General features: G+C 51.9%; 4 protein-coding genes. All 4 read right to left on the minus strand.

The genetic code is table 11. From position 1 onward, the window contains the following. Window positions 1–15: 15 nt before the first annotated feature. From srfAD to srfAA, 4 genes are read right to left on the minus strand one after another with little or no spacing between them, the layout of a single operon-like run. Window positions 16–747: a surfactin biosynthesis thioesterase SrfAD gene (gene srfAD, locus AC3WTF_RS11240; RefSeq protein ID WP_020953883.1), complete on the minus strand. Its 732-nt coding sequence runs from the start codon at window positions 745–747 to the stop codon at window positions 16–18. A 19-nt stretch (window positions 748–766) separates the two neighbouring features. Next, window positions 767–4,603 (minus strand): surfactin non-ribosomal peptide synthetase SrfAC, encoded by a 3,837-nt coding sequence (gene srfAC / locus AC3WTF_RS11245; RefSeq protein ID WP_119001702.1) that lies wholly within the window; start codon window positions 4,601–4,603, stop codon window positions 767–769. 34 nt (window positions 4,604–4,637) lie between these two features. After that, entirely contained in the window at window positions 4,638–15,398 is a 10,761-nt protein-coding gene (gene srfAB, locus AC3WTF_RS11250; RefSeq protein ID WP_119001701.1) for a surfactin non-ribosomal peptide synthetase SrfAB, read from the minus strand. 21 nt (window positions 15,399–15,419) lie between these two features. After that, window positions 15,420–26,174, minus strand: a complete 10,755-nt coding sequence (gene srfAA / locus AC3WTF_RS11255) for a surfactin non-ribosomal peptide synthetase SrfAA (RefSeq protein WP_492314260.1) — start codon at window positions 26,172–26,174, stop codon at window positions 15,420–15,422. Window positions 26,175–26,306 lie beyond the last annotated feature (132 nt).

Raw genomic sequence — 26,306 nt, forward strand, 5'->3', positions numbered from 1 at the left:
GCTGTCTGTCATATCCTATAACAATTGGCCTGCAGTGCTCCTGTTAATAATCTCATAGATTCGTTCCGCCACTTTTTCAGTTTCACTTAATATGAACATGTGGCCGTCCGAAAACTCATGAAATACGGGATTGTCGGCCCATTTTTTCCATCCGTCCGCATCTTTGATACATTTTTTATCTTTCCGCCCGTTAAATATATGGACGGGTGATTGAATGATGTGAGAATCAGACGGACGGAAGCTTTCAAGCGCGCGGTAGTCGGATCTGAAAGAAGGCAGGAAAAATGACATGACCTCCTTATTCTCCACTAACTCCTGCGGCATTCCGCCAAGCTCGATAATATGGGCGAGAAATTTTTCATCATCAAGATGAGACACTTTTTTCCTTTCAACATGCGGCGGCTGAATGGCTGAGATGATCACGGCCTGCGGGTAAATGCCCTCCCGCTCCAGCTTTTGCGCCAGCCTGAAAGCGACCATGCCTCCCATACTGTGGCCGAACAGCACAAACGGGCGGTCAGGATGGAGATTCAACTCCTGCTTGTATAAACTGACAAGCTGTTCAAAATCCTCAACGGGGGACATTTGATTTGTTCCGTGTCCCGGCGGTTCCGCGGCAAGCATCTCACACTCACCTTGAAGATAGGTGTGGAGCGGGCGGAATGATGCGGAATAGCCTCCTGCGAACGGAAAACAGATAAGCTGCGTTTTTTCCGTGGTATCGAACGATTTAAAGAGCTGGACCATTGGCGGGCTTCCTCCTTTTCTATCGTGAAGTTGTCAGCTTCAGATGTTCCTTCCTTAGGAATTCGAGCAAATATGCCGCATTCCTTTCGAGACATTCTCCCTGAAGCATTTCTGCGTGCGTGCCGCAGCCTTTTTTCACACGGTATTCACCTGTCGTGGCTTCCTCCCACGAAGCGAGCCACGGCGGCATCGCAAAGTCCGGTTCTGACGTTAATAGATCTATATCCGCATTGACCGTGCCGGTGCTGACGGTATGCACGAAATAAGAATAAAACGCGTTTGTTTTTTTGGCGAGCCCTTCTTTGACGGCTTCATTATTCAGCGCTTCATTGTCCCGGTTTACCTTCATCAGTGCCTGGACATCACTTTCTACGGTGCGGCCTTCCAAGTCGCTGACGCCTTGTTTTTTATAGGAATCAACCATGATCAGCCGCTCCACTTCACGGCCCGCTGCTTCAAGGCGTTTGGCCGTTTCAAAGGCGAGCGTGCATCCTGCCGAGTATCCGAACATCTTGACCGGTCCTTCCGGCTGGAGCTGATTGATCAGCTCTGTGTAGCGTTCGATGCGGTTGTCTTCCTCGATAAAATCAAACGCACAGATTTTATAGCCGGACAGCTGTTTTGCCAGCGGCTGGTACATCAGCCCGTAACCGAGAACCGGCGGGAACGCAAACAGTGTGTCAGACTGATTTTTATTCATGATGGTGAGATCTTTCATTCCTTTTTCTTCACCGTGAAGCAGATAACCGGCAATGTCTGCGATTGTCGTCGCTTCGAATAACAGCTGCACCGGAATGTCCGTACCGAGCTCTTTTTTAATGCGCGACGCTGCCGTCATCGCTTTTAAGGAATGGCCCCCGAGCGCGAAGAAATCATCATGAATCCCGATCTGCTGTCTGCCGAGAATCTCGGACCAGATGTGTGCAATCGTTTCTTCTGTCGCGTTTCGAGGCCCGATCCATTCTTTCGCCGCCTGAGCCTGATCCGGTTTCGGCAGCTGCCGTTTATTGACCTTCCCGTTTGTCGTTAACGGAAGCTCCTCTAAGAAAGTAAAGGTTTGCGGCACCATGTAAGCAGGAAGCTGTTTTTTCAGGTGCCTCTTTACGTCTTCAGCTGAAAGCGGCGTCCGGTTCACGAGGTAGGCGTTGATTGATGCATCTCCAGACTCATGGCGGTCCGCAACAACGACCGCATCTTTCACACCCGGGTATTCCTGCAGCTGCTTTTCGATTTCTTCAAGCTCAATCCGGTGTCCGCGTATTTTGACCTGGTCGTCAATACGCCCGGCGTATTCAATTGTTCCATCCGGCAGCCAGCGTGCTAAATCCCCTGTGCGGTAAAGCGTTTCTCCCGGCTTGAACGGATTTGGGATAAACGTTTGCTTCGTCAGGTCATGACGGTTCAGATATCCTTTTGATACACCCATTCCGCTGATGCACAGTTCACCGACAGCTCCGAACGGCTGAAGCTGATTTTGCCCGTTAAGAATATAAACACTGGCATTGCTGATCGGCTTTCCGATCGGCAATGAGGAAATGGAATCCGGTATGTCGTGCACGACGTGAGCTGTCGCAAACACCGTTCCCTCAGTCGGCCCGTAGCAATTAATCAGCTTGCCAGGCCCCATGATCTCAAGCGCCTTTCTGACGTGAGGCACTGACGCGCGCTCACCCCCGAATAACACACAGCGAAGCCCCTTCAGCCACTCCTCTCCCGCATCGGTGAGAAGATTAAAAAGTGCGGTTGTCGCAAACATGACATTGACATTCTCCTGCCGGATCAGATCAGTGAGCCGTTCTGTATCAAGCAGTGTATGTTCATCTGCGATAATGAGCCGTGCCGCATTCAGTATTGATGCGTAGAAATCAAAGGTAAATGCGTCAAAGGCGTAATTGGAAACAGATAAGAACGTATCTTGTTCAGAAAATGCCATGTAGTCTACATGCTTGACCAATCCTTGAATATTGGCATGAGTGGTGATATTGCCCTTTGGCTTTCCGGTTGTGCCGGACGTATACATAATATACGCCGGATCATCGGGATCAATTGCGGCTGCAGGATCGCTTGCCTGTTCCTCAAACCGTGCTCGATCATCGATGATGAGTGTTGTTCCTGTATACGGCAGCTGAGCCGCTTTTTCTTTCATCTCCTGATGTGTCAGCAGACAGGCTGCCGCACTGTCAGCCAGCATGTACGAGATTCGGTCCTCCGGCAGCTTCGGATCAACCGGCAGATAAGCCGCTCCCGCTTTTAATACGCCGAGAATGCCGATCACCAGCTCAAGCGAGCGCTTCGTGTACAACGCGACAACGGTGTCCTTACCCGCACCTTGCTTTTGCAAACGGCGCGCAAGACGGTTCGCTTCCTCATCTAATTCACGATAGGAAAGAGTCTGGCCGGAATACGTAAGCGCCGGTGCATCTGGATTTACATTCACCGCTTCCTTGAACCAATCTGTCAGAGGCTTCGCCTGATGAGTCTGAGCCGGCGGGTTTAAGCCGGTAAGCAGAAGCTCTCTTTCCTTTTCATCAACAAGTCTGATCGTATTGACAGGCTGATCCGGCTTCTGGATGAGCTGCTGAATCGCTGTGAGAAGCTGAGATTTTAAGCGCAGGATAAACGCCTCATCAAACACATTCCCGTTATAGGCAAGCTTAATCAGCATCTCATCACCTGGAGAAGCCATCAGGTTGAGATCATAATTCGATTTCTCAAAAACATGGACGTCCTCCATATCAAAGCCGTTTTCACTGTTTTCTTCATTTTTTGCATCCTGAAGCGGATAATTTTCAAACACAATGATGTGGTCAATCAGCTTTGGCTGATCGGCCTGGCTTTGGATGTCATAGAGCGGCACATATTGATGCGGCTCAGACTGCAGCGATTGCTCCTGCAGCTGCTTGAGCAAGCCGTTAAATGTGGTATCCTCAGACAGCTTCACCCGCCTCGGGACAGCATTGATAAACAGCCCGACCATATGTTCAACGCCTTTGATTTCTGCGGGACGCCCGGAAACGACTGTGCCGAAGATCAAATCTCCGGACTGCTGGTAGCGGCTGATTAATACACTCCAAACCGCCTGAAGCGCCGTACTCAAAGTGGTATGCTGCGATTTTGCAAGCTCGGTAAATGCTTTTGTTTCCGCCTCCGGCAGTGAGAAGAGCAGCTCTTTCGGCTCATAGCCGTCCTTTTGTTTCTTTCTTTGCTCCGCAAATGTCGTTTGTCCTTCAAAATCTTCTAAGTACCCGCGCCAGTAATGCAGTGATGCTTGTTTATCCTGCTTTTCAAGCCACTTGATATAGTCTTTATACGGTTTGACCGGCGGCAGGCTGTACGGCTTTTGTTCGCGCAGGGCATTGTATACCTTAAACAGATCCTGCACGACGATGCCGAAGCACCAGCCGTCCAAAATGATGTGGTGGTAGCTCCACACCCATTCAAAGCTTTCTTCCGATTTTTTAAAAATGGCTGCCCGCATCGGAATATCCCGCGTCAAATCAAAGCCCTTGATCTTATCCTGTTCTTTGTATTCATTGATTTTGGCTGTTTGCTCGCTGTCCGTTACATGTGTCAGATCGATTTCTTCTATCTGAAACTGCCGTTTTTTCAATACGACTTGGACCGGCCTTTTTACTTTTTCGTGAATGAACACGGTACGAAATACATCGTACCGGTCCATGATCACATTCATGCTTTCTTCAAGGCATCTGATATTCAAGCTGCCTTTTACTTTCATTGTCATTTGTTCGATGTAAAAACTTTGGCCGGGATTCAGGAGAGTATGAAACAGCATTCCCTCCTGCATCGGCGACAAATAATACATGTCCTGAACCTGATCTTTGCTGAATTGGCTCATCTGCTCCGCTCCCCCCTTCTGTTAACTGTTTTTGTCACGTTAAATTCTCCTCAAGCATGTCAAAGATGTCTCCCATTTCATCCATCTCAAGATCCTGCGCGCTGAAATCGCTCGGCGTAAATTCTTTCTCCTCTTTGGCTGTGCAATGGCGGATGATCATTAAGAGATTGTCTTTAAACCGCTGCATCTGTGTTTCGACGGTGCTTCTTTCATATTCTTCCTGATTGTATGAGCAGGAAATGACGAAGCGGCCGCCTGTAACCATCCCGCTGAAGCTCAGTGCGTATAACGCCTCTGACTCTTCGCTGACTTGACGTCCCATATCATATGGAGACGGCTCAAACCATTCCGTTTTCACTTCATTGTCAAACTGCCCTAAGTAGTTAAAACTGATTTCAGGCGTGACGCCTTTTTCTGTTTCATCGGATGACAGATACCGGAGAATCCCGTATCCTACACCTTTATCAGGAACGCGCCGCACCGTCTCTTTTACCGTTTTAATGACGGAAGAGACGCCGTCTTCCTTGCTGATCTGCAGAATCAACGGATATTGGGCCGTAAACCAGCCGACCGTCCGTGAAATATTGACATTCGGTATGATTTCTTCCCGGCCGTGTCCTTCTAAGTTGATGCCGACTTTGCCGTTTTCCGTCCATTCACCGATCGTTAAGCCGAGCGCGCTGAGCAGAATGTCGTTGATTTCCGTTCCGTACGGATGATGAACATCTGTGAGCAGCTGTGCCGTTTCTTCCTCAGTCAATTCACATTTCACGGCCGCCGTATGTTTGACGAGCCGTTTGTTCGGATCATGGTCTTTCGGCAGCGGCTGGAGTTCTTCCGCATCTGCCTGCGCCCAATAAGCCGCCTGCTTTTTCAGCTCTTCTGATTGCGCAAACGTGTTCAGCGCCTCCGCCCAATCTTTAAAGGAGTGGGTTTTCTGCGGGAGGACGATGCTGTTTTGCTGCTGCGCCTGTTTATAACCTGAAGCGAAATCCTCAAGCAGAATTCTCCATGAAACCCCGTCCACGACGAGATGGTGAACCGCGATTAACAGATGATCGCCTTGTTCTGTCCGGTATTGCTCCGCTTTTAACAGCGGGCCGTTCTCCAGATCAAGACTTCCCTGAAGATGATCGGCAAGCCGCTGAATCTGGCTTTTCAGCATATCCTCGTCAGTTCCGTACAGATCAACGATTTCAAAGCTTGCCTTGCATTCTGTGACAGGGAGGTATGTCTGAATGATGCCTTCCCTTTCTTCACGGTAAACCATGCGGAGCGCATCATGGTGTTCAATCAATGCTTGCAGGGTTTTTTCCACCAGGTCCGGATCAAAGCCGTCTTTCGCGTGAAGCATGACGGATTGGTTCCAGTGGTGTTTGTCGGTAAAGTTTCGTTCAAAGAACCAGCGCTGGATCGGCGTTAACTCCGCTTCGCCTTCGACAGGGCCCTGGTCGGCCTGCTTGCCTTCCGTCCGCTCCACATAGGAGACGAGCTCTTCGATGGTCGGATGCTGGAAGAGATCTTTCATCTCCAGCTTGTAGCCGTGCTGGTTCAGGCGGCTCGCCATTTGGATGCCTTTGATCGAATCCCCGCCGAGCGTGAAGAAATTGTCGCTTACGCCGATCTGATCAAGACCGAGCACTTCCTGCCAAATGTCGGAAAGCAGGGTCTCCATCTCCGTTTCCGGCGCTTTGTACGCGGCGCTTCCCGCTTCAATGTCAGGCGCCGGCAGGGCTTTTTTGTCAATCTTTCCGTTTGCGGTGACCGGAAGCTCGTCCATCTCCACCCAGAACGCCGGCACCATGTAGTCAGGCAGCTTGTCTTTCAGCGCGGCTTTGAGCGCTTCAATATCGTCCTGCTGAGGAGCGACATAGGCGCAAAGCGCGGTATTGCCCGCTTTGTCTTCCACGGCCGTCACCGCTGCGTCATGAACGTCCGCAAGCTGGGAGAGGCGGACTTCGATTTCTGAAAGCTCGATCCGGTAGCCCCGCACTTTGACCTGCTGATCAATACGCCCGATGTATTCGATGCCGCACTGCGCGTTCCATTTGACGAGGTCGCCGGTCCGGTACATGCGCTCGCCGGGCACGAACGGATCTGCGGTAAACCGCTTCGCCGTTTCTTCTTCACGGTTCAGGTATCCGCGCGCAAGACCGCGGCCGGCCACGCACAATTCACCGGCAATGCCTTCCGGCTGCACCTGATCGCCGTCGCCGAGAATATAAACTCTCGTATTGGCAATTGCCCGTCCGATCGAAAGCGATCCTTCCTCCGGATTGATGACGCCGCTTGTCGCGACGACGGTGTTTTCCGTCGGGCCGTAGTTGTTGACGATCGTGTACGGCTGTTTCACCGCCCGCTTCAGCTTGTCGCCGCCGACGAGAAGCATGCGGAGAGAGGTATTTTCCAGCTCCATAAATTGTTCGGCCAGCTGCGTCGGCAGGAAGGTGATGGTCACGCCGTTCTCCTCGAAATAGTGATTTAAGCGGGTGATATCCAGCCGGATCGCTTCGTCAATGACATGAAGCTCCGCGCCGATGGTCCATGTCGGGAACATCTCCCAGATGGAGGCGTCAAAACCGAAGCCCGCGTATTTGGCGCTTTTATCATCCGCCGTCATGGCGAATGCGTCGTGATGCCAGAAACACAGGTTCACCAGCGCATGGTGTTCGACCATGACACCCTTCGGCTGTCCGGTCGTTCCTGACGTGTAAATCATATAAGCGAGATGATCCGCCGTTGTTTCCGTCTGCGGGTTCGCTTCATCGTTTTCATCAAGCGGCAGGCTCAGAATGGAGCGGCTGCCGTCAAGCAGGATCGTTTCTCCGTTGTAGCTGTCCGGCACGCCCAGCGCTTCCTGTGTGAGAAGAAGCTTGGCGCCGCTGTCCTGCAAAATGTAGCTGATGCGCTCTTCCGGGTAGTCGGGGTCAATCGGCACAAATGCCGCGCCCGCTTTCAGGACGCCGAGTACGCCCGCGGCCATTTCCAAGGACGGTTTCGTCAAAATGCCGACACGTTCGTCAGCCGTGACGCCGCAGTCCATGAGAATGCGCGCGATGCGGTTCGCCCTTGCGTTCAGCTCGCCGTACGTCCATTTCGCGCCGTTATATGCCGCGGCCGGCCGGTTCGCGTAGCGGGCGGCCGTTTCTTCAAAGAGACGGTGAACCGTTTTGTCCCGCGGCACAGAAAGTGTTTTTCCTTTCCATGCGTCAAGGAGGGCTTGTTTTTCAGCATCGCTGATCAGTGAAATCTCAGGCAGCTTTCTGTCCGGACTTTCTGCCGCTTGCTTCAGAATCCGCAGGAACCCGGCGCTCCACTTTTCAATTGTTTCTTTTTTAAACAGATCAGTCGCATATTCAAACTGAAGGCCGAGACCTTCTTGATCCGTAAAGCCGCCGAGTGTCAGATCGAATTTCGCCGTGCCTTGGTTTGACTCATACGGAGTGATGCGCAGGTTCTCCAGTTCCAGTGTTTCTTTATCCGGATCTTCTGTCGTCACCATAACCTGGAACAATGGGTTGCGGCTCATATCTCTCGGCAGGTCAAGCTTTCCGATCAGATCCTCAAACGGATAATCCTGATGCGCCAGCGCGTCGAGATTGGTTTGTTTCACTCGTTCGAGCAGCCCGGCGAAGGTCTGCTCTTTTCGCGTTTCATTGCGAAGCGCAAGCGTATTGACAAACATCCCCGGCATTTCCTGAACTTCGGCGCTCGTTCTTCCGGCGGTCACCGAGCCGATAATGATATCGCGCTGCCCCGTGATTTTGCTCAAAAAGACATGGAACGCGGCGTGAAGCACCATATGAAGAGTCGCTCCCGATGATTCCATTAATTCACGCACCGCTTTTTCCGTTTCACGCCCCGCTCTGAAACGGACGGATTGTCCTTTAAAACTTTGAACCGGCGGACGGGGGAAATCGGTCGGCAGATTCAATTCAGGAAGCTCGCCGGAAAATGCGGAGAGCCAATAACGCTCATGGTCTTTCATCCGTTCGGCCTGCTCGGGTTCATTCTGCCAGACGGCGAAGTCTTTATAGTGCAGGTTCGGCGACGGCAGGCTTCCGCCTTTGTAAAGATGAGCGAGCTCTTTGACCAGCATGCTTCTGGACACGCCGTCGGCAATAATATGATGCATATCCAGCAGCAGCAGGTGTTTCTTTTCATTCAGTCTGACAAGAGCGGCCCGAATGAGCGGAGCCGCACTCAGATCGAACGGCTTAATGAATGCCTGAATGATAAGATCCGCTTTCTCCTCGTCCGCTGCTTCAAAGATGTGCAGGTCGATGTCAGCCTGTTCTGCGATCTGCTGCATCGGGCGGCCGTTTTGATCGATAAAGGACGTCCGCAAAGATTCGTGGCGATCGATCATCTGATTGAGCGCTTCCTGAAGCCTTGAAATATTGACTTCTCCTTCCATCAGAAGAACGGACGGCATATTATAACTGATTGTCTCCCGGTCAAGCTGGTTCAGGACGTACATCCGTTTTTGGGCGGATGATAACGGGTACGCGTCTGCACTGTCGGCCGGTGAGATCATCCGATATCCCTCAGATACCGCTGATTTTTCAATATATGCGGCAAGCAGGCGGACAGTCGGCTGTTCGAACAGCGCTTTTAACGGAACCGTTTTGTCCAGTTCAGCCTGAATATTGGCGAGGAGCATCATGCCTTTTAAAGAGTGCCCGCCATAATCGAAGAAATTATCGTCAATGCCGAGAGTATCCGTACCGAGTGTCTGTTTCCAAATGCGGCACAGCTTTTCCTCCAATTCCGTTTCCGGCAAGGCTGAAGCTGTTTGCGCCGTTTGGCTGACGCCCGGTTTCGGAAGGGCGTTTTTATCGGTTTTTCCGTTGGCTGTAAGCGGAATGCGGTCTACCTGCACGAAATAGGCCGGAAGCATATGAGACGGCAGTGTTTCGGAAAGCCGTTTGCGAAGCTCAGAGCCTTTCAGCTCGCTGTCGGCTTTATAGTACGCGCACAGTTCCGGCAGCCCGCCTTCGCTGACTGCGAGAACGACAGCCTCCTGAATGCCGTTTACGCTTAACAGCACAGTTTCAACCTCTTTTAATTCAATGCGGTAGCCCCGGATTTTCACCTGATCATCCGCACGGCCGATAAATTCAATCGTCCCGTCAGGAAGCCTGCGGACGACATCTCCCGTTTTGTACATGAGGCTGTCCGGTGAAAAAGGATTTGAGAGAAATTTCTCCGCCGTCAGCTGCGGACGGTGAAGATATCCTCTGGCAAGCCCCTTCCCGGTAATATAAAGCTCGCCGCTTGCGCCCGGAGGAACGAGCTGCATTGCTCCGTCCAATACAAGCGCGCCGGTATTTGCGATCGGGCGGCCGATGACGGGACGCTGCTCATATTGATCAAGACGCTCCATATTGATCCGTTCCGCAATGGCGCCGATCGTCGTTTCCGTCGGCCCGTAGTGATTGATGAAGTCGGTATGGGCGTATACGTCATGAAATTTGCGGACATCGGACGTGATGATCTTTTCTCCGCCGAGCACCACTAAACGAAGCGGGCTGAAACGGCGTTCTGCCGCAAAGCGGGCTGTATTGACGATCATATGGAACAATGACGGCGTCAGTTTCATATACGTAATGCCGTTTTCCTGTATATACTCACCAAGCTGATCAGGCGCGGTGTACGTCTCTTTCGGCACAATGTGCAGCTCGCCGCCCGCCTGAAGAATCGGGAATATAGCCGTATAGCCGAGATCAAATGCGTAAGAAGACAGCAGCACGGATTTGTCAGCTTCGGTCAAACCGGCTTCACGGCTGAACCATGTGACATAATTGATTAGATTGCGGTGCTCCAGCTGGACGCCTTTCGGTTTGCCCGTTGTTCCCGAGGTATAAATGATATATGCAAGCTGGTCGGCGCCGGGCTCCGTTTCAAGCCGGTCGGCGCTTTCGTTCTGCCATTCTCCGTCTTCCATTACGACCGTATTTCCTTTATAAACGGCGGCCGCGGTCATGTTTCTCTCATTGACGACCAGAAGCTTCGTTCCGCTGTCTTCAAGAGAGTAGCGGATTCTCTCTTCAGGAGTCTCCGGATCAATCGGGAGAAATGCCGCTCCGGCTTTCATGACGCCGAGAATCGCGGTAATCAAGTCGGCCGAACGATCCATCATAATGGCCACGATGTCCTCACTGCCCGTTCCGCAAGCCTGAAGGTGGCGGGCAAACCGGTTCGAGCGTTCATCAAGCTCACGATATGTCAGACTTATTCCGCCCGCAACCGCCGTGAGATCAGGCGTTTTTTGCGCTTGCCGTTCAAACAGCGAAACAAAAGTGCCCTCAGGCAGATCCGCCTCCGTCCGTTTTTCATCAGAAAGGAGCGCTTCCCGCTCAGGAGCTGACAGCAGGCTTGCATCGGCCAGCTGAATATCCGGATTTTCAGCGCAGGCTTTAATCAGATTGACAAAATGAGCGCTCCAGCGGCGGATGGTTTCGTCCGCAAATAAGGCTTTCGCGTAATCAAAGCTCAATCCGACCTCTTCTCCGCGCTCAGCCGCTTCTAAGGAAAGATCAAATTTAGCGACATGATGATGCATGGAGTAAGAAGAAATCTCCAAATCTCCGAGCCGCAGGGCCGGGATCTCCATGTTCTGCATATTAAATAACACGCTGAACAGCGGACTCCGGCTTGTGTCCCTCGTTAACGGCAGTTTTTCAATTAATTCTTCAAGCGGATAGCTTTGATGCTCAAAAGCTTGAAGGCTCGCCGTTTTCACCTCATCCAGAAATTGTTTGAACGTTTTTTTGCCGGCAGGATGCGACCGAAGCGCAACTGTGTTGACAAACATGCCCGGCACGTCTTGGAGATCAGGATGCTGTCTTCCGGCCGCCGGAGACCCGACTACGATGTCTTCCTGACCCGAATATTTGGACAGCAGCACTTGAAAAGCGGCTAACAAGAACATGTACATCGTCGTATCCGTATCAGCCAGCAGCTTCTTAATCTGCGCCGTCACCTGTTTATCAAGCCCGAAGATGACGCGTTCCCCTTCAAAACTGCGCTCGGCAGGACGCGGGAAATCAAGCGGCAGATCCAACACCGGCAGATCGCCTTTGAACGTATCAAGCCAGTAGGCTTCGTGCTGATCGAGACTTGCTTTTTCACGCTGCCAGACTGAAAAATCCTTATAATGAATCTTTGGCAGCGCAAGCTCCGTGCCTTGATAAAGCTTCGCAAGATCACCGATGAAAATGCCCATTGAGCTTCCGTCCGTAATAATGTGGTGCATGTCAATCAGCAGAAGATGCCGGTCTTCTTCAAGCCGGATCAGCTTCGAACGGACCAGCGGCGCACGATTGAGCGCAAACGGCCTGATAAAGGCTTTTGTCAGCTCTTCTGCATCTTCTTCCCGGCCCTCGGCGGTTTCAAGCTCAAACGACACATTTTTATGAATGGTCTGCACGACTTCTCCATCTGCCATGTCAAACGACGTACGCAGTGTCTCATGACGGTTGATTAATGCCTGCATGGCCTCTTCAAGACGGTTTTTGTCTACTGATCCTTCCAGCAGAAGTACAGCAGGGACGTTGTAGCTCGTGCTGGCCTGTCCGAGCTGATTAAGGATATACATCCTGCGCTGTGCTGAGGAAACAGGATAATGCTTCTGATAAGGCGCTTGTCGGATCGGTTCAAACTGCTGTTCCTCCTCGCTCTCATGCTCCAAATAATGCGCAAGCTCCTGAATGGTCGGCTTTTCAAATAACACTTTAATCGGTACTTCTTTTTGAAAGTGCTCCTGGATTTTAGCGGTCATCATCATGGCTTTTAAAGAATGTCCGCCAATCGTGAAGAAATTGTCAGTCACACCCGCTTTTACACCGAGAATGCCTTCCCAAATGTCGGCGAGTTTCTGCTCCGCTTCCGTTTTCGGCGCTACGTATTCTTTTTGAACGGCTTCAGCCTGAGGCTCAGGCAGCGCTTTTTTATCAATTTTTCCGTTCGCCGTCAGCGGAAACTGATTCATCTGGATGAAGTGCGCGGGAATCATATATTCCGGAAGTGATTCCGAAAGTGTTTTGCGCAGGTCTTCCGGCGAAAGGGCTTGGTCTGCCGTAAAGTAAGCGCAGATTTCATTTTCATCCGCTTTATTTTTCCGGATCACAGCCGCAGATTCCGTCACATTCTCCGCCTGGCTGATTTTCGCCTCGATTTCGCCGAGCTCGATTCTGAAACCGCGGACCTTTACTTGGTTGTCAATTCTGCCGAGAAACTCGATCGTGCCGTCCGGAAGCCACTTCGCCAAGTCCCCCGTCCGGTATATCATTTCATCCGGTCTGAACGGATCGCGGACAAACTGCTTCTCCGTTAATTCAGACAGGTTCACATAGCCTCTTGCCACTCCGCTTCCGCCGACGCACAGCTCACCGGGCGCGCCGATCGGCTGGAGGTTGCGGTTTTCATCCATAATGTACGCAGTGGAATTTCCGATCGGCTTCCCGATCGGGACCGAACCGTCATAATCCTGATCAATGAGAAAACTCGTCGAAAACGTCGTATTCTCCGTCGGCCCGTATCCGTTCCAAAGCGACAGCTCCGGTGATGCCTTTCTCACTTTGCTGACGATATGCGGCACAAGCGCATCACCGCCGATGATGAGGTGCCGGAGCGTGTTAAACATGCCGGCATCCTTTTGGGCAAGCTGATTAAACAGCGGAGACGTCAGCCACATGGTCGTGATCCGCTGCTCTTTCAGAAATTGGGCGAATTGTCCGGCGTCAAGCAGCGTCTCTTTTTTCACCGGGTGCAATGACGCTCCGTTCAGCAATGCGCCGAAGACTTCGAAGGTTCCGGCATCAAAGCTGACGGCTCCCGTTTGCGCCATCCGGTCTTCTTCATGAACCGGCACGTAATTCGAATGTTTGACGAGCCTGATGATATTTCTGTGTTCAATCATGACGCCTTTCGGTTTGCCGGTCGATCCGGATGTATACATGATATACGCCAAGTCGTTGCCGCCGGCCGGAAGATTCAAGTCTGTTCCGCTTACCGTTTCATCCGCGCTTTCATCCAGCATGACGACCGGGACTTGCAATGTGCCCGCTTGTTCTTGATAGTCCTGAACTGTCAGCACGAGCCGAATCGAGCTGTCTTCCGCCATAAAGCGGAGACGGTCCTCCGGAAAAGCCGGATCAATCGGCACATATGCGCCGCCTGCTTTTAGGACGGCAAGCATTCCGACAACGGTTTCCGCAGACCGGTCGTTCATAATAGCGGCGGTCCGGCCTTTTTCCAGCCCGCTCTTCACAAGGTGTCTCGCCAGACGGTTGGCCGCTTCGTTCACTTCACGGTAGGTCCATTCGCGTCCCGCTTCTTTTATCGCGATGCTTGCAGGCGTCCGGTTTGCCTGTGTTTCAAACAAACGGTGAACGGCCTCCTCTTCCGGAAGCGCCGTTTTCGTATCATTGAATATCTCAACAATCTGCCGCTCTTCTTCGCCTGAAACAAGGCCGAGTTCCCGCACGGGCGCGTCAGGCGTTCCGACCGCGGCTTTCATCATGCGGGTCAGATGGTGCGCCGTTCGTTCGATGGCATCATGAGCGAAAGCCGCTCCGTTGTATTTGATTTTGACAGTCCACGTTTTTCCCGGATACACGATGAGATTGAAATCAAAGCTCGTCTGCTCAAAAGCATGTTCAACTTTAATGGAAAAGCCGAGTCTTTCCTCCATGCCCCCGTTTTCCAGCTCTTTGTCCAGCGGATAGTTTTCAAACGCGACCAAATGATTTAAGAGGCTGCCGTCCAGGGCGGAGCGCTTTTGAATGTCATAGAGCGGCACATAATCATAGCGCTCGGCTTCCACGGCGTTTTTCTGAACTGCCGCCATCACGTCCGAAAAGGCTGCATCTTTGTCAATTTTGATTCTGACGGGAATTGTATTGATGAACAGCCCCGCCATCGTTTCTATGCCGTTGATTTCTGAAGGACGGCCTGATACGACGGTGCCGAACACCACATCGTCTGTATAGTTGTATTTGCTGAGCACCGCACCCCAAACGGCCTGAAACAGGTTAGGTCCCGTGACTTGATGCCGGTTGGCGGTCTGCTGAATCTGCGCGACCAGCTCTTCATCCCAGACAAAAGAATATTCTTCATTTTGGTAGTCTTTCTTTTCTGATGCCAGACGGCCCGGGAGCAGGCTCGGCTGTTCGAAATCCGCCAGTCGGCTGCTCCAATATTGTTCCGCCTCCTCATAATCCCGGCCTCCGAGCCATTTGATATAGTCAGAGTAAGGTTTGCCCTGGCTTCCCCCGGCGGGCCGGCCGGCACGAAGCGCTTCATAGTTTTGGAACAGGCTTTTCATCAAAACGCCCATACTCCAGCCGTCCATGACGATATGATGATTGCTCCAGACGAGATACAGCTCCTTCTCACTGAGTCTGAACACCGCTGCTTTAAAGAGAATATCTTTCGCCAGATGAAAGCCCTGCTGCTGCACGCCGCGTTTATAGCGTTCAATATATTCGGTTTGGCGCGCTTCATCTAATTGACTGATATCTTCATAGTGCACCTTCGTCTTCCGCTCGGCTAATACGACTTGGCGCGGTTTTTGAAGCTGCTGGTGCACGAATACCGTACGCAGGATGTCATATGTCCGGATCAGCTCATTGACGCTTTTTTCAAAAAGCTCCAGCTGAAAACTTCCGTGAATCCTAAGCTCTAATTGTGTGAAGTAGGAGGAAGAATGCGGATCAAGCAGCGCATGATACAGCATTCCCTCCTGCATCGGTGTGAGTGCATACACCTTTTGAATCGATTTTTTGCTCATATGTCACCTCTGTCTTTTCTGTTAGAGAATTTCCATTAATTTATCAAGTTCATCAAGCGTCAGATCATCATCGCCAAGATCGCTAGGCGTAAGCTCAGGTCCGTCTTGGGCCAGGCAGTGATCTATGATTTTCAAGAGGTGCCCTTTAAAGCTGTCACTGAACGATTGAATGGTTTTTTCATGAAATTCGAGAGAATGATAGGCAAACGTCATCGTCATCTGCCCATTTTCTATAAATCCGACAATATCAAGCGCATTCGGCTTCTCTGTGTCAGGGCTCAGCGATTGTCCTGACGGCATCCCGGATCTTGTAAATAAGCCGGAATCCGACATCTCATTAAACTGGCCTAAGTAGTTAAAGCTGATATCCGGATCAATCTCAAATGAAAGATTCTCTTTATGCTCAGGCGCCGTTACATAACGCAGAATGCCGTAGCCGACTCCTTTGTTCGGGATGTGTCTGATGTCTTCTTTCATTTGTTTCAGCTGATATGAAAGATCGTCGGCGTGCTTCATCTCAAGGATCATCGGATACATGCTCGTAAACCATCCGACCGTCCGGGTGATATTCAAGCTGTCAAGAATGTCTTCGCGCCCGTGGCCTTCCAAATGAACGCCGATCGTGTCTTCACCCGTCCACTCTTTCAGCGCCAGTCCGAGCGCCGTGAGCAGGATGTCGTTCATTTCGGTGTGATAGGCTTCATGTACGTTTGTCGTCAGCTGTTCAGTTTGTTCAGGCGTCAGAGAGAAGCTGACCGTTCTCGTATGTCTCATGCGCTGATCACCAGACTGCCTGTCTTTCGGAAGCTGAGTGCATACCTCTTTTTCCTCAAGCTCTCTCCAGTAATCCGCTTCTTTCAGAAACGCCTTCGTATTTGCGTATTCTTTGATTCTCTCGGCAAATTCGGCGAATGAATGTGTTTTCGGCGGCAGCGCCGGTTCATTGCCTTGCTTCAGCTGCGTATACACGGACGTAAAGTCCTCCAGTAAAATCCGCCAAGATACACCATCCACGACTAAGTGATGGATTGCGAGAAGAAGGTGGTCTCCATCTTCAGCCCGGAAGAGCCCGGCTTTCAAGAGATGTCCTATTTCCAGTGAAATACTGCTTTGAAGACGGTCTGCTTCCCGTTCGATACGGTCCTCATGGTCTTCAGCAGGTCCGTTCAGCTCAAAGACGTTCAGTTCAACAGACACATCCTCAAGCCCTCTGTAATACGGTTTTTGTTCACGATAAATCATCCGGAGCGCATCATGGTGTTCAATCAATGCTTGCAGGGTTTTTTCCACCAGGTCCGGATCAAAGCCGTCTTTCGCGTGAAGCATGACGGATTGGTTCCAGTGGTGTTTGTCCGTGAAGTTTTTCTCAAAGAACCAGCGCTGGATCGGCGTTAAGGCCGCTTCGCCTTCGACAGGGCCCTGGTCGGCCTGCTTGCCTTCCGTCCGCTCCACATAAGAGACGAGCTCTTCGATGGTCGGATGCTGGAAGAGATCCTTCATCTCCAGCTTGTAGCCGTGCTGGTTCAGGCGGCTCGCCATTTGGATGCCTTTGATCGAATCCCCGCCGAGCGTGAAGAAATTGTCGCTTACGCCGATCTGATCAAGACCGAGCACTTCCTGCCAAATGTCGGAAAGCAGCGTCTCCATCTCCGTTTCCGGCGCTTTGTACGCGGCGCTTCCCGCTTCAATGTCAGGCGCCGGCAGGGCTTTTTTGTCAATCTTTCCGTTTGCGGTGACCGGAAGCTCGTCCATCTCCACCCAGAACGCCGGCACCATGTAGTCAGGCAGCTTGTCTTTCAGCGCGGCTTTGAGCGCTTCAATATCGTCCTGCTGAGGCGCGACATAGGCGCAAAGCGCGGTATTGCCCGCTTTGTCTTCCACGGCCGTCACCGCTGCGTCATGAACGTCCGCAAGCTGGGCGAGGCGGACTTCGATTTCTGAAAGCTCGATCCGATAGCCCCGCACTTTGACCTGCTGGTCGATACGCCCGATGTATTCGATGCCGCACTGCGCGTTCCATTTGACGAGGTCGCCGGTCCGGTACATGCGCTCGCCGGGCACGAACGGATCGGCGGTAAACCGCTTCGCCGTTTCTTCTTCACGGTTCAGGTATCCGCGCGCCAGACCGCGGCCAGCCACGCACAATTCACCGGCAATGCCTTCCGGCTGCACCTGATCGCCGTCGCCGAGAATATAAACTCTCGTATTGGCAATCGCCCGTCCGATCGAAAGCGATCCTTCCTCCGGATTGATGACGCCGCTTGTCGCGACGACGGTGTTTTCCGTCGGGCCGTAGTTGTTGACGATCGTGTACGGCTGTTTCACCGCCCGCTTCAGCTTGTCGCCGCCGACAAGAAGCATGCGGAGAGAGGTATTTTCCAGCTCCATAAATTGTTCGGCAAGCTGCGTCGGCAGGAAGGTGATGGTCACGCCGTGCTCTTCGAAATAGTGATTTAAGCGGGTGATATCCAGCCGGATCGCTTCGTCAATGACGTGAAGCTCCGCGCCGATGGTCCATGTCGGGAACATTTCCCAGATAGAGGCGTCAAAACCGAAGCCCGCGTATTTGGCGCTTTTATCATCCGCCGTCATGGCGAATGCGTCGTGATGCCAGAAGCACAGGTTCACCAGCGCATGGTGTTCGACCATGACACCCTTCGGCTGTCCGGTCGTTCCTGACGTGTAAATCATATAAGCGAGATGATCCGCCGTTGTTTCCGTCTGCGGGTTCGCTTCATCGTTTTCATCAAGCGGCAGGCTCAGAATGGAGCGTCCGCCGTCAAGCAGAATCGTTTCTCCTTTGTAGCTTTCCGGCACGCCCAGCGCTTCCTGTGTGAGAAGAAGCTTGGCGCCGCTGTCCTGCAGAATGTAGCTGATCCGCTCTTCCGGGTAGTCGGGGTCAATCGGCACAAATGCCGCGCCCGCTTTCAGGACGCCGAGTACGCCCGCGGCCATTTCCAAGGACGGTTTCGTCAAAATGCCGACACGTTCGTCAGCCGTGACGCCGCAGTCCATGAGAATGCGCGCGATGCGATTCGCCCTTGCGTTCAGCTCGCCGTACGTCCATTTCGCGCCGTTATATGCCGCGGCCGGCCGGTTCGCGTAGCGGGCGGCCGTTTCTTCAAAGAGAAGGTGAACCGTTTTGTCCCGCGGCACAGAAATTGTTTTTCCTTTCCATGCGTCAAGGAGGGCTTGTTTTTCTGTTTTATTCACCAATGAAAGCTCAGAAAGCTTCGCAGCCGGATTTTCCGCTGCGGCTTCTAACAGTTGAAGCCAGTAATGCTTCCATGTCTCTGCCGTTTCCGGTTTAAACAGCGCGGTGTTATATTCAAGCACAAACGTTAAACCTTCGTCTGTGTCCTCAGCCGTCATTGTCAGGTCAAACTTGGCTGTTTTTCTGTCAAACGGATGGTGCTTCAGCTCAATTCCTTCCATGACCAGATCTTCCGCATTTGCATTTTGCATTGAGAATACCGCATCAAACAGCGGATTTCTGCTCGTATCACGCTGCACCTCAACCTTTTGCAGAAGGTCTTCAAGCGGATAATCCTGCGCGTCAAATGCATGTAAAGCGGTTTGTTTTACTTCTTTAAGATAGTCCGTGAACGTTTTGTCCGCTTCCGGATACGTACGAAGCGCGAGTGTATTCACAAAAACACCGATGACGTTTGCGAGATCCGCATGTGACCGTCCCGCAACCGGCGAGCCCACAATGATGTCATGCTGTCCGCTCAGTTTTGAGAGAAAGGCGCTGTATGACGCCAGCAGCACCATGTACATGGTAGAATCCGTTTGTTTCGCAAGACTGCGAAGAGCCGACGTCTGTTCCTCAGTCAGAGAAAAGACCAGCTTGTCTCCTTCAAAGGTTTGCACGGCCGGACGGCTGTAATCAGCCGGCAGCGTCAATACCGGAAGCTCGCCGTCAAGCTCCCGAAGCCAATGCTCCTCCTGCTTGCGGTACTGCTCTGATTGAATAAATTTCTGCTGCCATACCGCATAGTCTTTATAATGAATCCGCAACGGCTCAAGCGTTTCACCGCCATACAAGCGGGACAGTTCATCTATCAGCACGCCGACTGAAGCGCCGTCCGAAATGATATGGTGCATGTCAAACAGCAGCAGGTGGTCATGTTCAGCCAGCTTGACCAGTCCCGTTCTGACGAGAGGAAGCTGATCCAGGCGGAACGGCCGGATAAAGCTCTGAATAATCCGTTCAGCATCTTCTTCAGAGGCTTCATAATATTCCATGTTGATATCAGCTTCCGTCCATATGCGCTGAACCGTTTCTCCATCCTGTATGTCAAATGTCGTTCTGAAGGCTTCATGGCGTTCTGTCAGCTGTTTCATGACGGATTTCAGCTTTTCTGCATCAAGCTTTCCTTTTAAGCGGAGCACAGACGGCATGTTATAGCTTGTTTCAGCGCCTTCCAGCTGCTGAAGCACGAACATCCGCTTCTGCGGTGAAGAAACCGGATACGTTTCCCGCTCGGCCGCCGGTGCGATGCTCTCAGCCGCCTTCCGCTCAGCCCCTTCAATCAGCTGCGCCAGCCCCGCGGCCGTCGGAGAAGTGAACAGATCCTTTAAGGTAAGCTGCACGCCGAATGTCTTCTGAATAAGGGCCAGCAGTTTCATCCCCGCTAACGAGTGGCCCCCGATCTCAAAGAACTGGTCATGGACGCCGACCCGCTCCATTTGCAGCACCTCAGCCCAAATATCCGCCAGTTTTTGTTCTGTTTCATTGCGCGGCGCCGTATATGACACGGCATTCGCTGCGGTCACATCCGGCATTGGCAGCGCCCGCCTGTCGATTTTTCCGTTCCCTGTAAGAGGCAGTTCATCCAATTGAATAAAGACGGACGGAATCATATAAGCCGGAAGATCCTTCGCCGAATGCTCCCTCAGCTCCCGGGAAGAGATTTCCCTGAGGCCGACAACATACGCGCAAAGAAGTTTGTCACCCGCGCCCTGATCCACAGCGAGCACAATGCATTCCTGAATCTGGTCATGACTTTGAAGCTGATGCTCAATTTCGCCAAGCTCAATTCGCTGACCGCGGATTTTCACCTGATGGTCGATACGTCCGATAAACTCGATATCGCCATTCGGAAGCCATCTGGCCAAGTCGCCCGTTTTATACATCCGTTCACCTTCCTTAAACGGATGCTTTACAAATTTTTCTTCCGTCAGTTCAGGACGGTTGTAGTAGCCTTCTACGAGACCTTCCCCGCTGACGCACAGCTCTCCCGCGATACCCGCCGGCTGAATGCGTCCGGCTGAGTTCATGATGAAGACTTCCGTATTGCTGACCGGTTTCCCGATCGGAACGGAGAGCGTATCCTCTTCAATGACATCCACCGGATGGTATGTCGCAAACACCGTGCTTTCCGACGGACCGTACATATGAAGCAGTCTTCCTTTTCCGACTGCCGCAAGCGCCTTTTTGACATGTTCTACAGACGCTCTTTCGCCCCCGAACATGATTTTCCGAAGCGTCGTCAGACAGGACGGCTCCATATCAACAAGCAGGTGGAACAGGGCCGTCGTAATCATCAGAATGCTGACGTTCTCCCGTTTGATCACACGGGACAGGCGTGACATATCCAGCACGGTATCTTTCGGGACGATCACAAGCTTTGCACCGTTTAACAGCGAACCGAACATATCAAACATAAAAGCGTCAAAAACGTAGTTTGACAGACCGAGCACTGTGTCCTCTTCAGAAACAGTCAAATAGTTCGTGTTTTTTACCGTCCGCAAAATGTTGGCATGTGTGACGATGTTTCCTTTCGGCGTTCCCGTCGTGCCTGATGTATAAGTGAGATTGGCAATCGTTTTGGAATCAAACGGCAATGCTGGATTGTGAGAGTCCTTTTCATAGCTCGCCTCATCATCAGCAAGCACAATGACGCCTTGAAAACCGGCCTTTTCCGCAAGCGGCTTGAGGCTTTGCTGAGTCAGGAGCACATTCGCCCCGCTGTCGCGGAAGAAATGCTGAATCCGCTGAACCGGATGCTCAGGATCAATCGGCACATAGGCGGACCCCGCTTTTAACACAGCCATAATGGAAACAATCATATCCATTGACCGTTCACACAGAACAGCCGCGGTTTTTCCGCCGCCTCCGACCGAAAGAATATGCCGCGCAAGCATGTTGGCGCGTTCATTCAGCTGCTGATACGACAGGGTTTCCCCTTCGAACTGTAGAGCCGTCCGGTCAGGGTTCTTTCGGACTTGTTCTTCAAAGATCTGCACGATCGTTTGATCTTTCGGGTATACCGTGCGTTCCGGGTTGAACCGCTGTAATTGATTCAAAGCCTCCCGTTCAGAAAGCAGATCATATTCGCTGATTTTCGCATCCGGCTGAGCTGCCGCGCTTTCCAGCAGACGGACATAGTGCGCAAGCATGCGATCCGCAGTTGAGCGCTTAAACAGCTTCGTGCAATAATCCAAATCAAGCGCAATGCCTTCCGCTGTTTCCCGAGCCTGCATGGTCAGGTCGAATTTGGCGATATTGAAGTTTGTTTCATGAAGAGACAGCGTCAGATTACCGATCTCCGCAATTCCGTCCGAAGCATTTTGCAGACTGAACATCGTGTCAAATATCGGATGCCTGCTCATGTCCCGGGGCACGTTCAGCTCCTCGGTCAGCCACTCAAACGGATAATCCTGATGAGAAAACGCATCCAGCACCTGCTTGCGCACATGACCTAACAAGCCGGCAAATGTCTGATCCTGCTTCACGGAGCTTCGCAGCGCAAGCGTGTTGACAAACATCCCGATAAGCCCCTCGGTATCGGAGTGATTTCTTCCCGCTGACGGTGTTCCCACGATGATGTCTTCCTGTCCCGAATACTTAGAAAGCAGCGTATAGTATGCTGATAACAGCACCATGTAAAGGGTGGCTCCGTTTTTCTCCGCAAGCTTCCGCAGCCGTTCCCGCAGCATTTTCGGCAGCTTGGCGGACACGCGGTCACCTTCAAAGCTTTGCACCTGCGACCGCGGATAATCAGGGAGCAGCTGAAGCACCGGCAGTTCTCCGCTGAAGACTTCTTTCCAGTACGCCCGCTCCTTCTTGTAGCCTTCTTTCGCCCGTTCCGCCTGCCATACGGCATAATCTTTATATTGAATGCGCAATTCAGGCAGCTGATTTCCGCCGTAGATGTCAGCCAGTTCCTTCAGCATGATGGAAATAGACACCCCGTCAGAAATCAGGTGATGCATATCAAACAGCAGCATATGGCGATTGTGACCGAGCGTTTGCAGGCCGATTCTGAACAGCGGCGCCTCAGATAAATCAAAACGGCGCACAAAGTCCTTCATGACCTGTTCATTCGTTCTTCCGCGCGCTTCGATCATTTCAATATGAAACGGAACATGCTCGCCAATCACTTGTCTCGGCGTGCCGTCCTCTGATTGAAACGATGTTCTGAGCGCTTCATGCCTGCTGATTAAGGCAGAAAATGCACGCTCAAGCTTTTCACGGTCTAAAGCGCCCTCAATCATGGCCGCAGCCGGCATGTTATATCCGACTCCCGCGTCTTCAAATTGGCTTGCGATATAAGTCCGCTGCTGAGCGAGCGAAAGCGGATAGCTCGCCTGCTTCTCAGCCGGCTCAATTGCACTGAATGCCGGTCCTTCGTTTCGGTTTTCCGCATAATCGGCAAGCGCCGCAATCGTCGGATGCTCAAACAAGTATTGCAGCGGAATATCAACGCCCATTTGCTTATGAATTTTCGTCAGAAGCGTCATTGCCTTTAATGAATGACCGCCTGACTCGAAGAAATGATCATAAATGCCCGCCTTGTCCATTCCGAGAACTTCCTGCCAGATGACGGCAAGTGTTTCCTCCGTTTCATTTCTTGGCGCGGCATATTCAGATGAGCTGACAGCCTGCACATCAAGCGCAAACAGCTTTTTGCGGTCCGCCTTCCCGCTCGGCGTGAGCGGAATTTCGTCCGTTTTTGTAAAGTAAGCGGGCACCATGTAATCAGGAAGGTGCTTGGACACATACTCCCTGTACTCGGCAGGGTGAAACTCGGTTCCTTTTTCCTGAACGATATATGCGCAGACATCTAAGCTGCCCTGCTGATCCGGCCGTGCCAGCACGACGGCCTGCGCCGCGCCCGGGGCTTTTCTGAGCACCGTTTCAATTTCTCCCAGCTCAATGCGGTAGCCGCGGACTTTCACCTGATCATCTTCACGGCCGATATATTCGATCGTCCCGTCCGGCAGCCAGCGCGCCATATCACCCGTGCGGTACATGCGGCCGCTTCCGTTAAACGGGTCCTGCAAAAACTTCTCTGCGGTCAAATCCGGAAGATTTAAATAGCCGCGGCCTACACCGTCACCCGCGATATACAGCTCACCGGCCGTGCCGTCGGGCTGAAGCCGCTGGTGCTTATCCAATATATACAGACGGGCGTTGCCGAGCGGTTTTCCGATCGGAACGTACGCCGCCTGTTGATTCATTCCGTTATCCGCAGACATCTGATGCACGGACGCATCTACGCACGTTTCTGTCGGCCCGTAGACATTCGTCAGACGCGGCGTCCTGCCCGATTGATGAAAGAGCGTCATCAGCTGTTCAGCAACAGCCGCGGACAGACCCTCTCCCCCAATGAGCATGTGGCGCAATTCAATTCCGCTGACATCTCCCGCCGCAACCATCATCTGCAGATGCGCAGGCGTTCCGTCAGTGGCTTCAATCCGGTTTTGACGATAATAGTCCAGCAGTGCCGAGCCATTCGTTACAGTCGTTTTCGGCACGATATAAAGCGTCTGTCCCAAAAGAAGCGAGGCAAATATCTGTTTGACGGACGCATCAAAATGAAACGGAGCCAAAAGCGCCATTCTTAACGTCTGCTCACCGCATTGATAAATCTCCTGCTGCAGTGATTGCACCAGATGATGAACTTGCCGGTGCTCAATCATCACGCCTTTCGGCCGCCCCGTTGTACCTGACGTGTAGATGATGTAAGCCAGCCGGTCTGATTGTGTGCTGACACCGTCCGCAGCCGTTTCATACTGAACAGCCTCGTCAAAATCAATCCGTTCGGCATCCGCTGCAGGCGCCTGTATTCCGGCCTCCGTCAGAACAGCCTTCGCTCCGCTGTCCTCCAAAATGTACTGAATCCGATCCGCCGGAAAGTCAGGATCTATCGGCACATAGGCGCCGCCCGCTTTCAAAATTCCCAATATTGCCGCAATGACACGCTCAGAACGGCCAAGCAGCACCGCGACAGGAGAATCGGCTGATATCCCGGCTTGAAGAAGGCGTCCGGCAATACGGCCTGACTGTTCATGCAATGTGCGATAGGACAATGTTCGGCCTTCATACACAACCGCGGGTTTGTCAGACAGTGACTTCACTTTCTCTTCAAACAGCCCCGGTATCGTCATCTCTCCGCGGTAATTCACCGGATTGCCGGAGGCCCGTTTCAGCAGCCGCTCTTTCTCGGATTCAGAAAGAAGAGTAAGTTCATCAATTATGCGATCAGGAGATGAAATCGCATCTTCAATCAGCGTGATCAAACGTTCAGAAACAGATTCAATCTCTTCCCCCTTGAAAATGTCGCTGCGATAGTCAAAATCAATCGTCAATTTCCCGGTGTCCCATCGTTCCTTCACATGAATTGAAATATCATTTGTACCGCTTCCGCTGAAAATAGGGTCTGTCAGGAAGGACAGATTCTCTTTTTTCTGCCACTGCATCACCTGGTACTCCAGAGCCACCGTAAACAATCTGCTCAGCGAACTTTTCGAAGCGCGCAAATCATTGACAAGCAGGTTATACGGATACTTTTGGTGGCGGAGAATTTTCATCAGATCCTTCATCCGGCCTTTAACGAATTCCAAGAACGACTGTCCTCCGTCAACGCTTGTCCGCACAGGCACCGTAGATACGAACATCCCGAGCATCTGCTTTTCTTTCGCATTCGTCCGGTTTCCCATAAACGTACCCGTGACAACGTCATCCCGGCCGGTCACTTTGTAGAGATAAGTGATCAGAGCTGACTGGAACAGAGATAGTACGCTGACTTTATGCTCCTCGCAGAATGAATGAATGCGGCCATATAAGTCGTGAGGAATTTCTTGAGAAAACCGTTTCGCATCAAGACCCGCATCTGCCTGGCTCCGTTTCAGGGACACAAGCTCCGGCACGGTCTCAAACTGCCCGTTCCAAAAATCCCGATCCTTTTTAAACCGCTTCGACTGCACATATTCCTGCTCTGTCAGCACGTGCTCGATAAAAGAAGGAATCTCCGTCTGCTCCTCACTTGTCCCGCCTGAAAGCTCCAAATAAATATCAGTAATCGCATTGCCCAGAATCGTCATGGAAATCCCGTCTGAAATAATGTGATGCACATTAGCGTAAAACCAGACCTCATTTTCACTGATCGTGTGCACGGAAAAACGGAATAAATCCTGATCATATAACGCCAGAGGCTTGCCAGCTTCTTCACGCCCCCATTTGGACAGCTCGTCCGCAGAGCAGCCGGCTTGCCTGATATCTGTGTGCCCGATAGAGAGCGGACGGTATTCGCTCACATATTGAACGGGCTCCCCCTCATCATCAAGCCGCAGACGGATTCTCATCGACTCATACCGCCGGACGAATTCCTGTATCGCTTTCTCAACGTAATGAGCCTGTACGCCGTCTTCAGAAATGAGTTTCCCGAACCCGGCAAGATTTGAAATACTTGTGTTCGGATAGAATTTTTCTGTATACCAGATACGTTTTTGAGCATTTGTTAAAGGATAAAAAGTTATTTCCATATGTGTGCGCCTCCCCTTTTTAAGATAAAGATGTCAATTCTCCCTTAGAAACAGCCTCCCTCTATGTCCCTAACTCATTCTCAAGCCAAAAGAACCACTTACCTCCAAAAACGATCCCGATTCAATCACCGC

Source organism: Bacillus sp. EB106-06-01-XG163 (assembly GCF_058791615.1).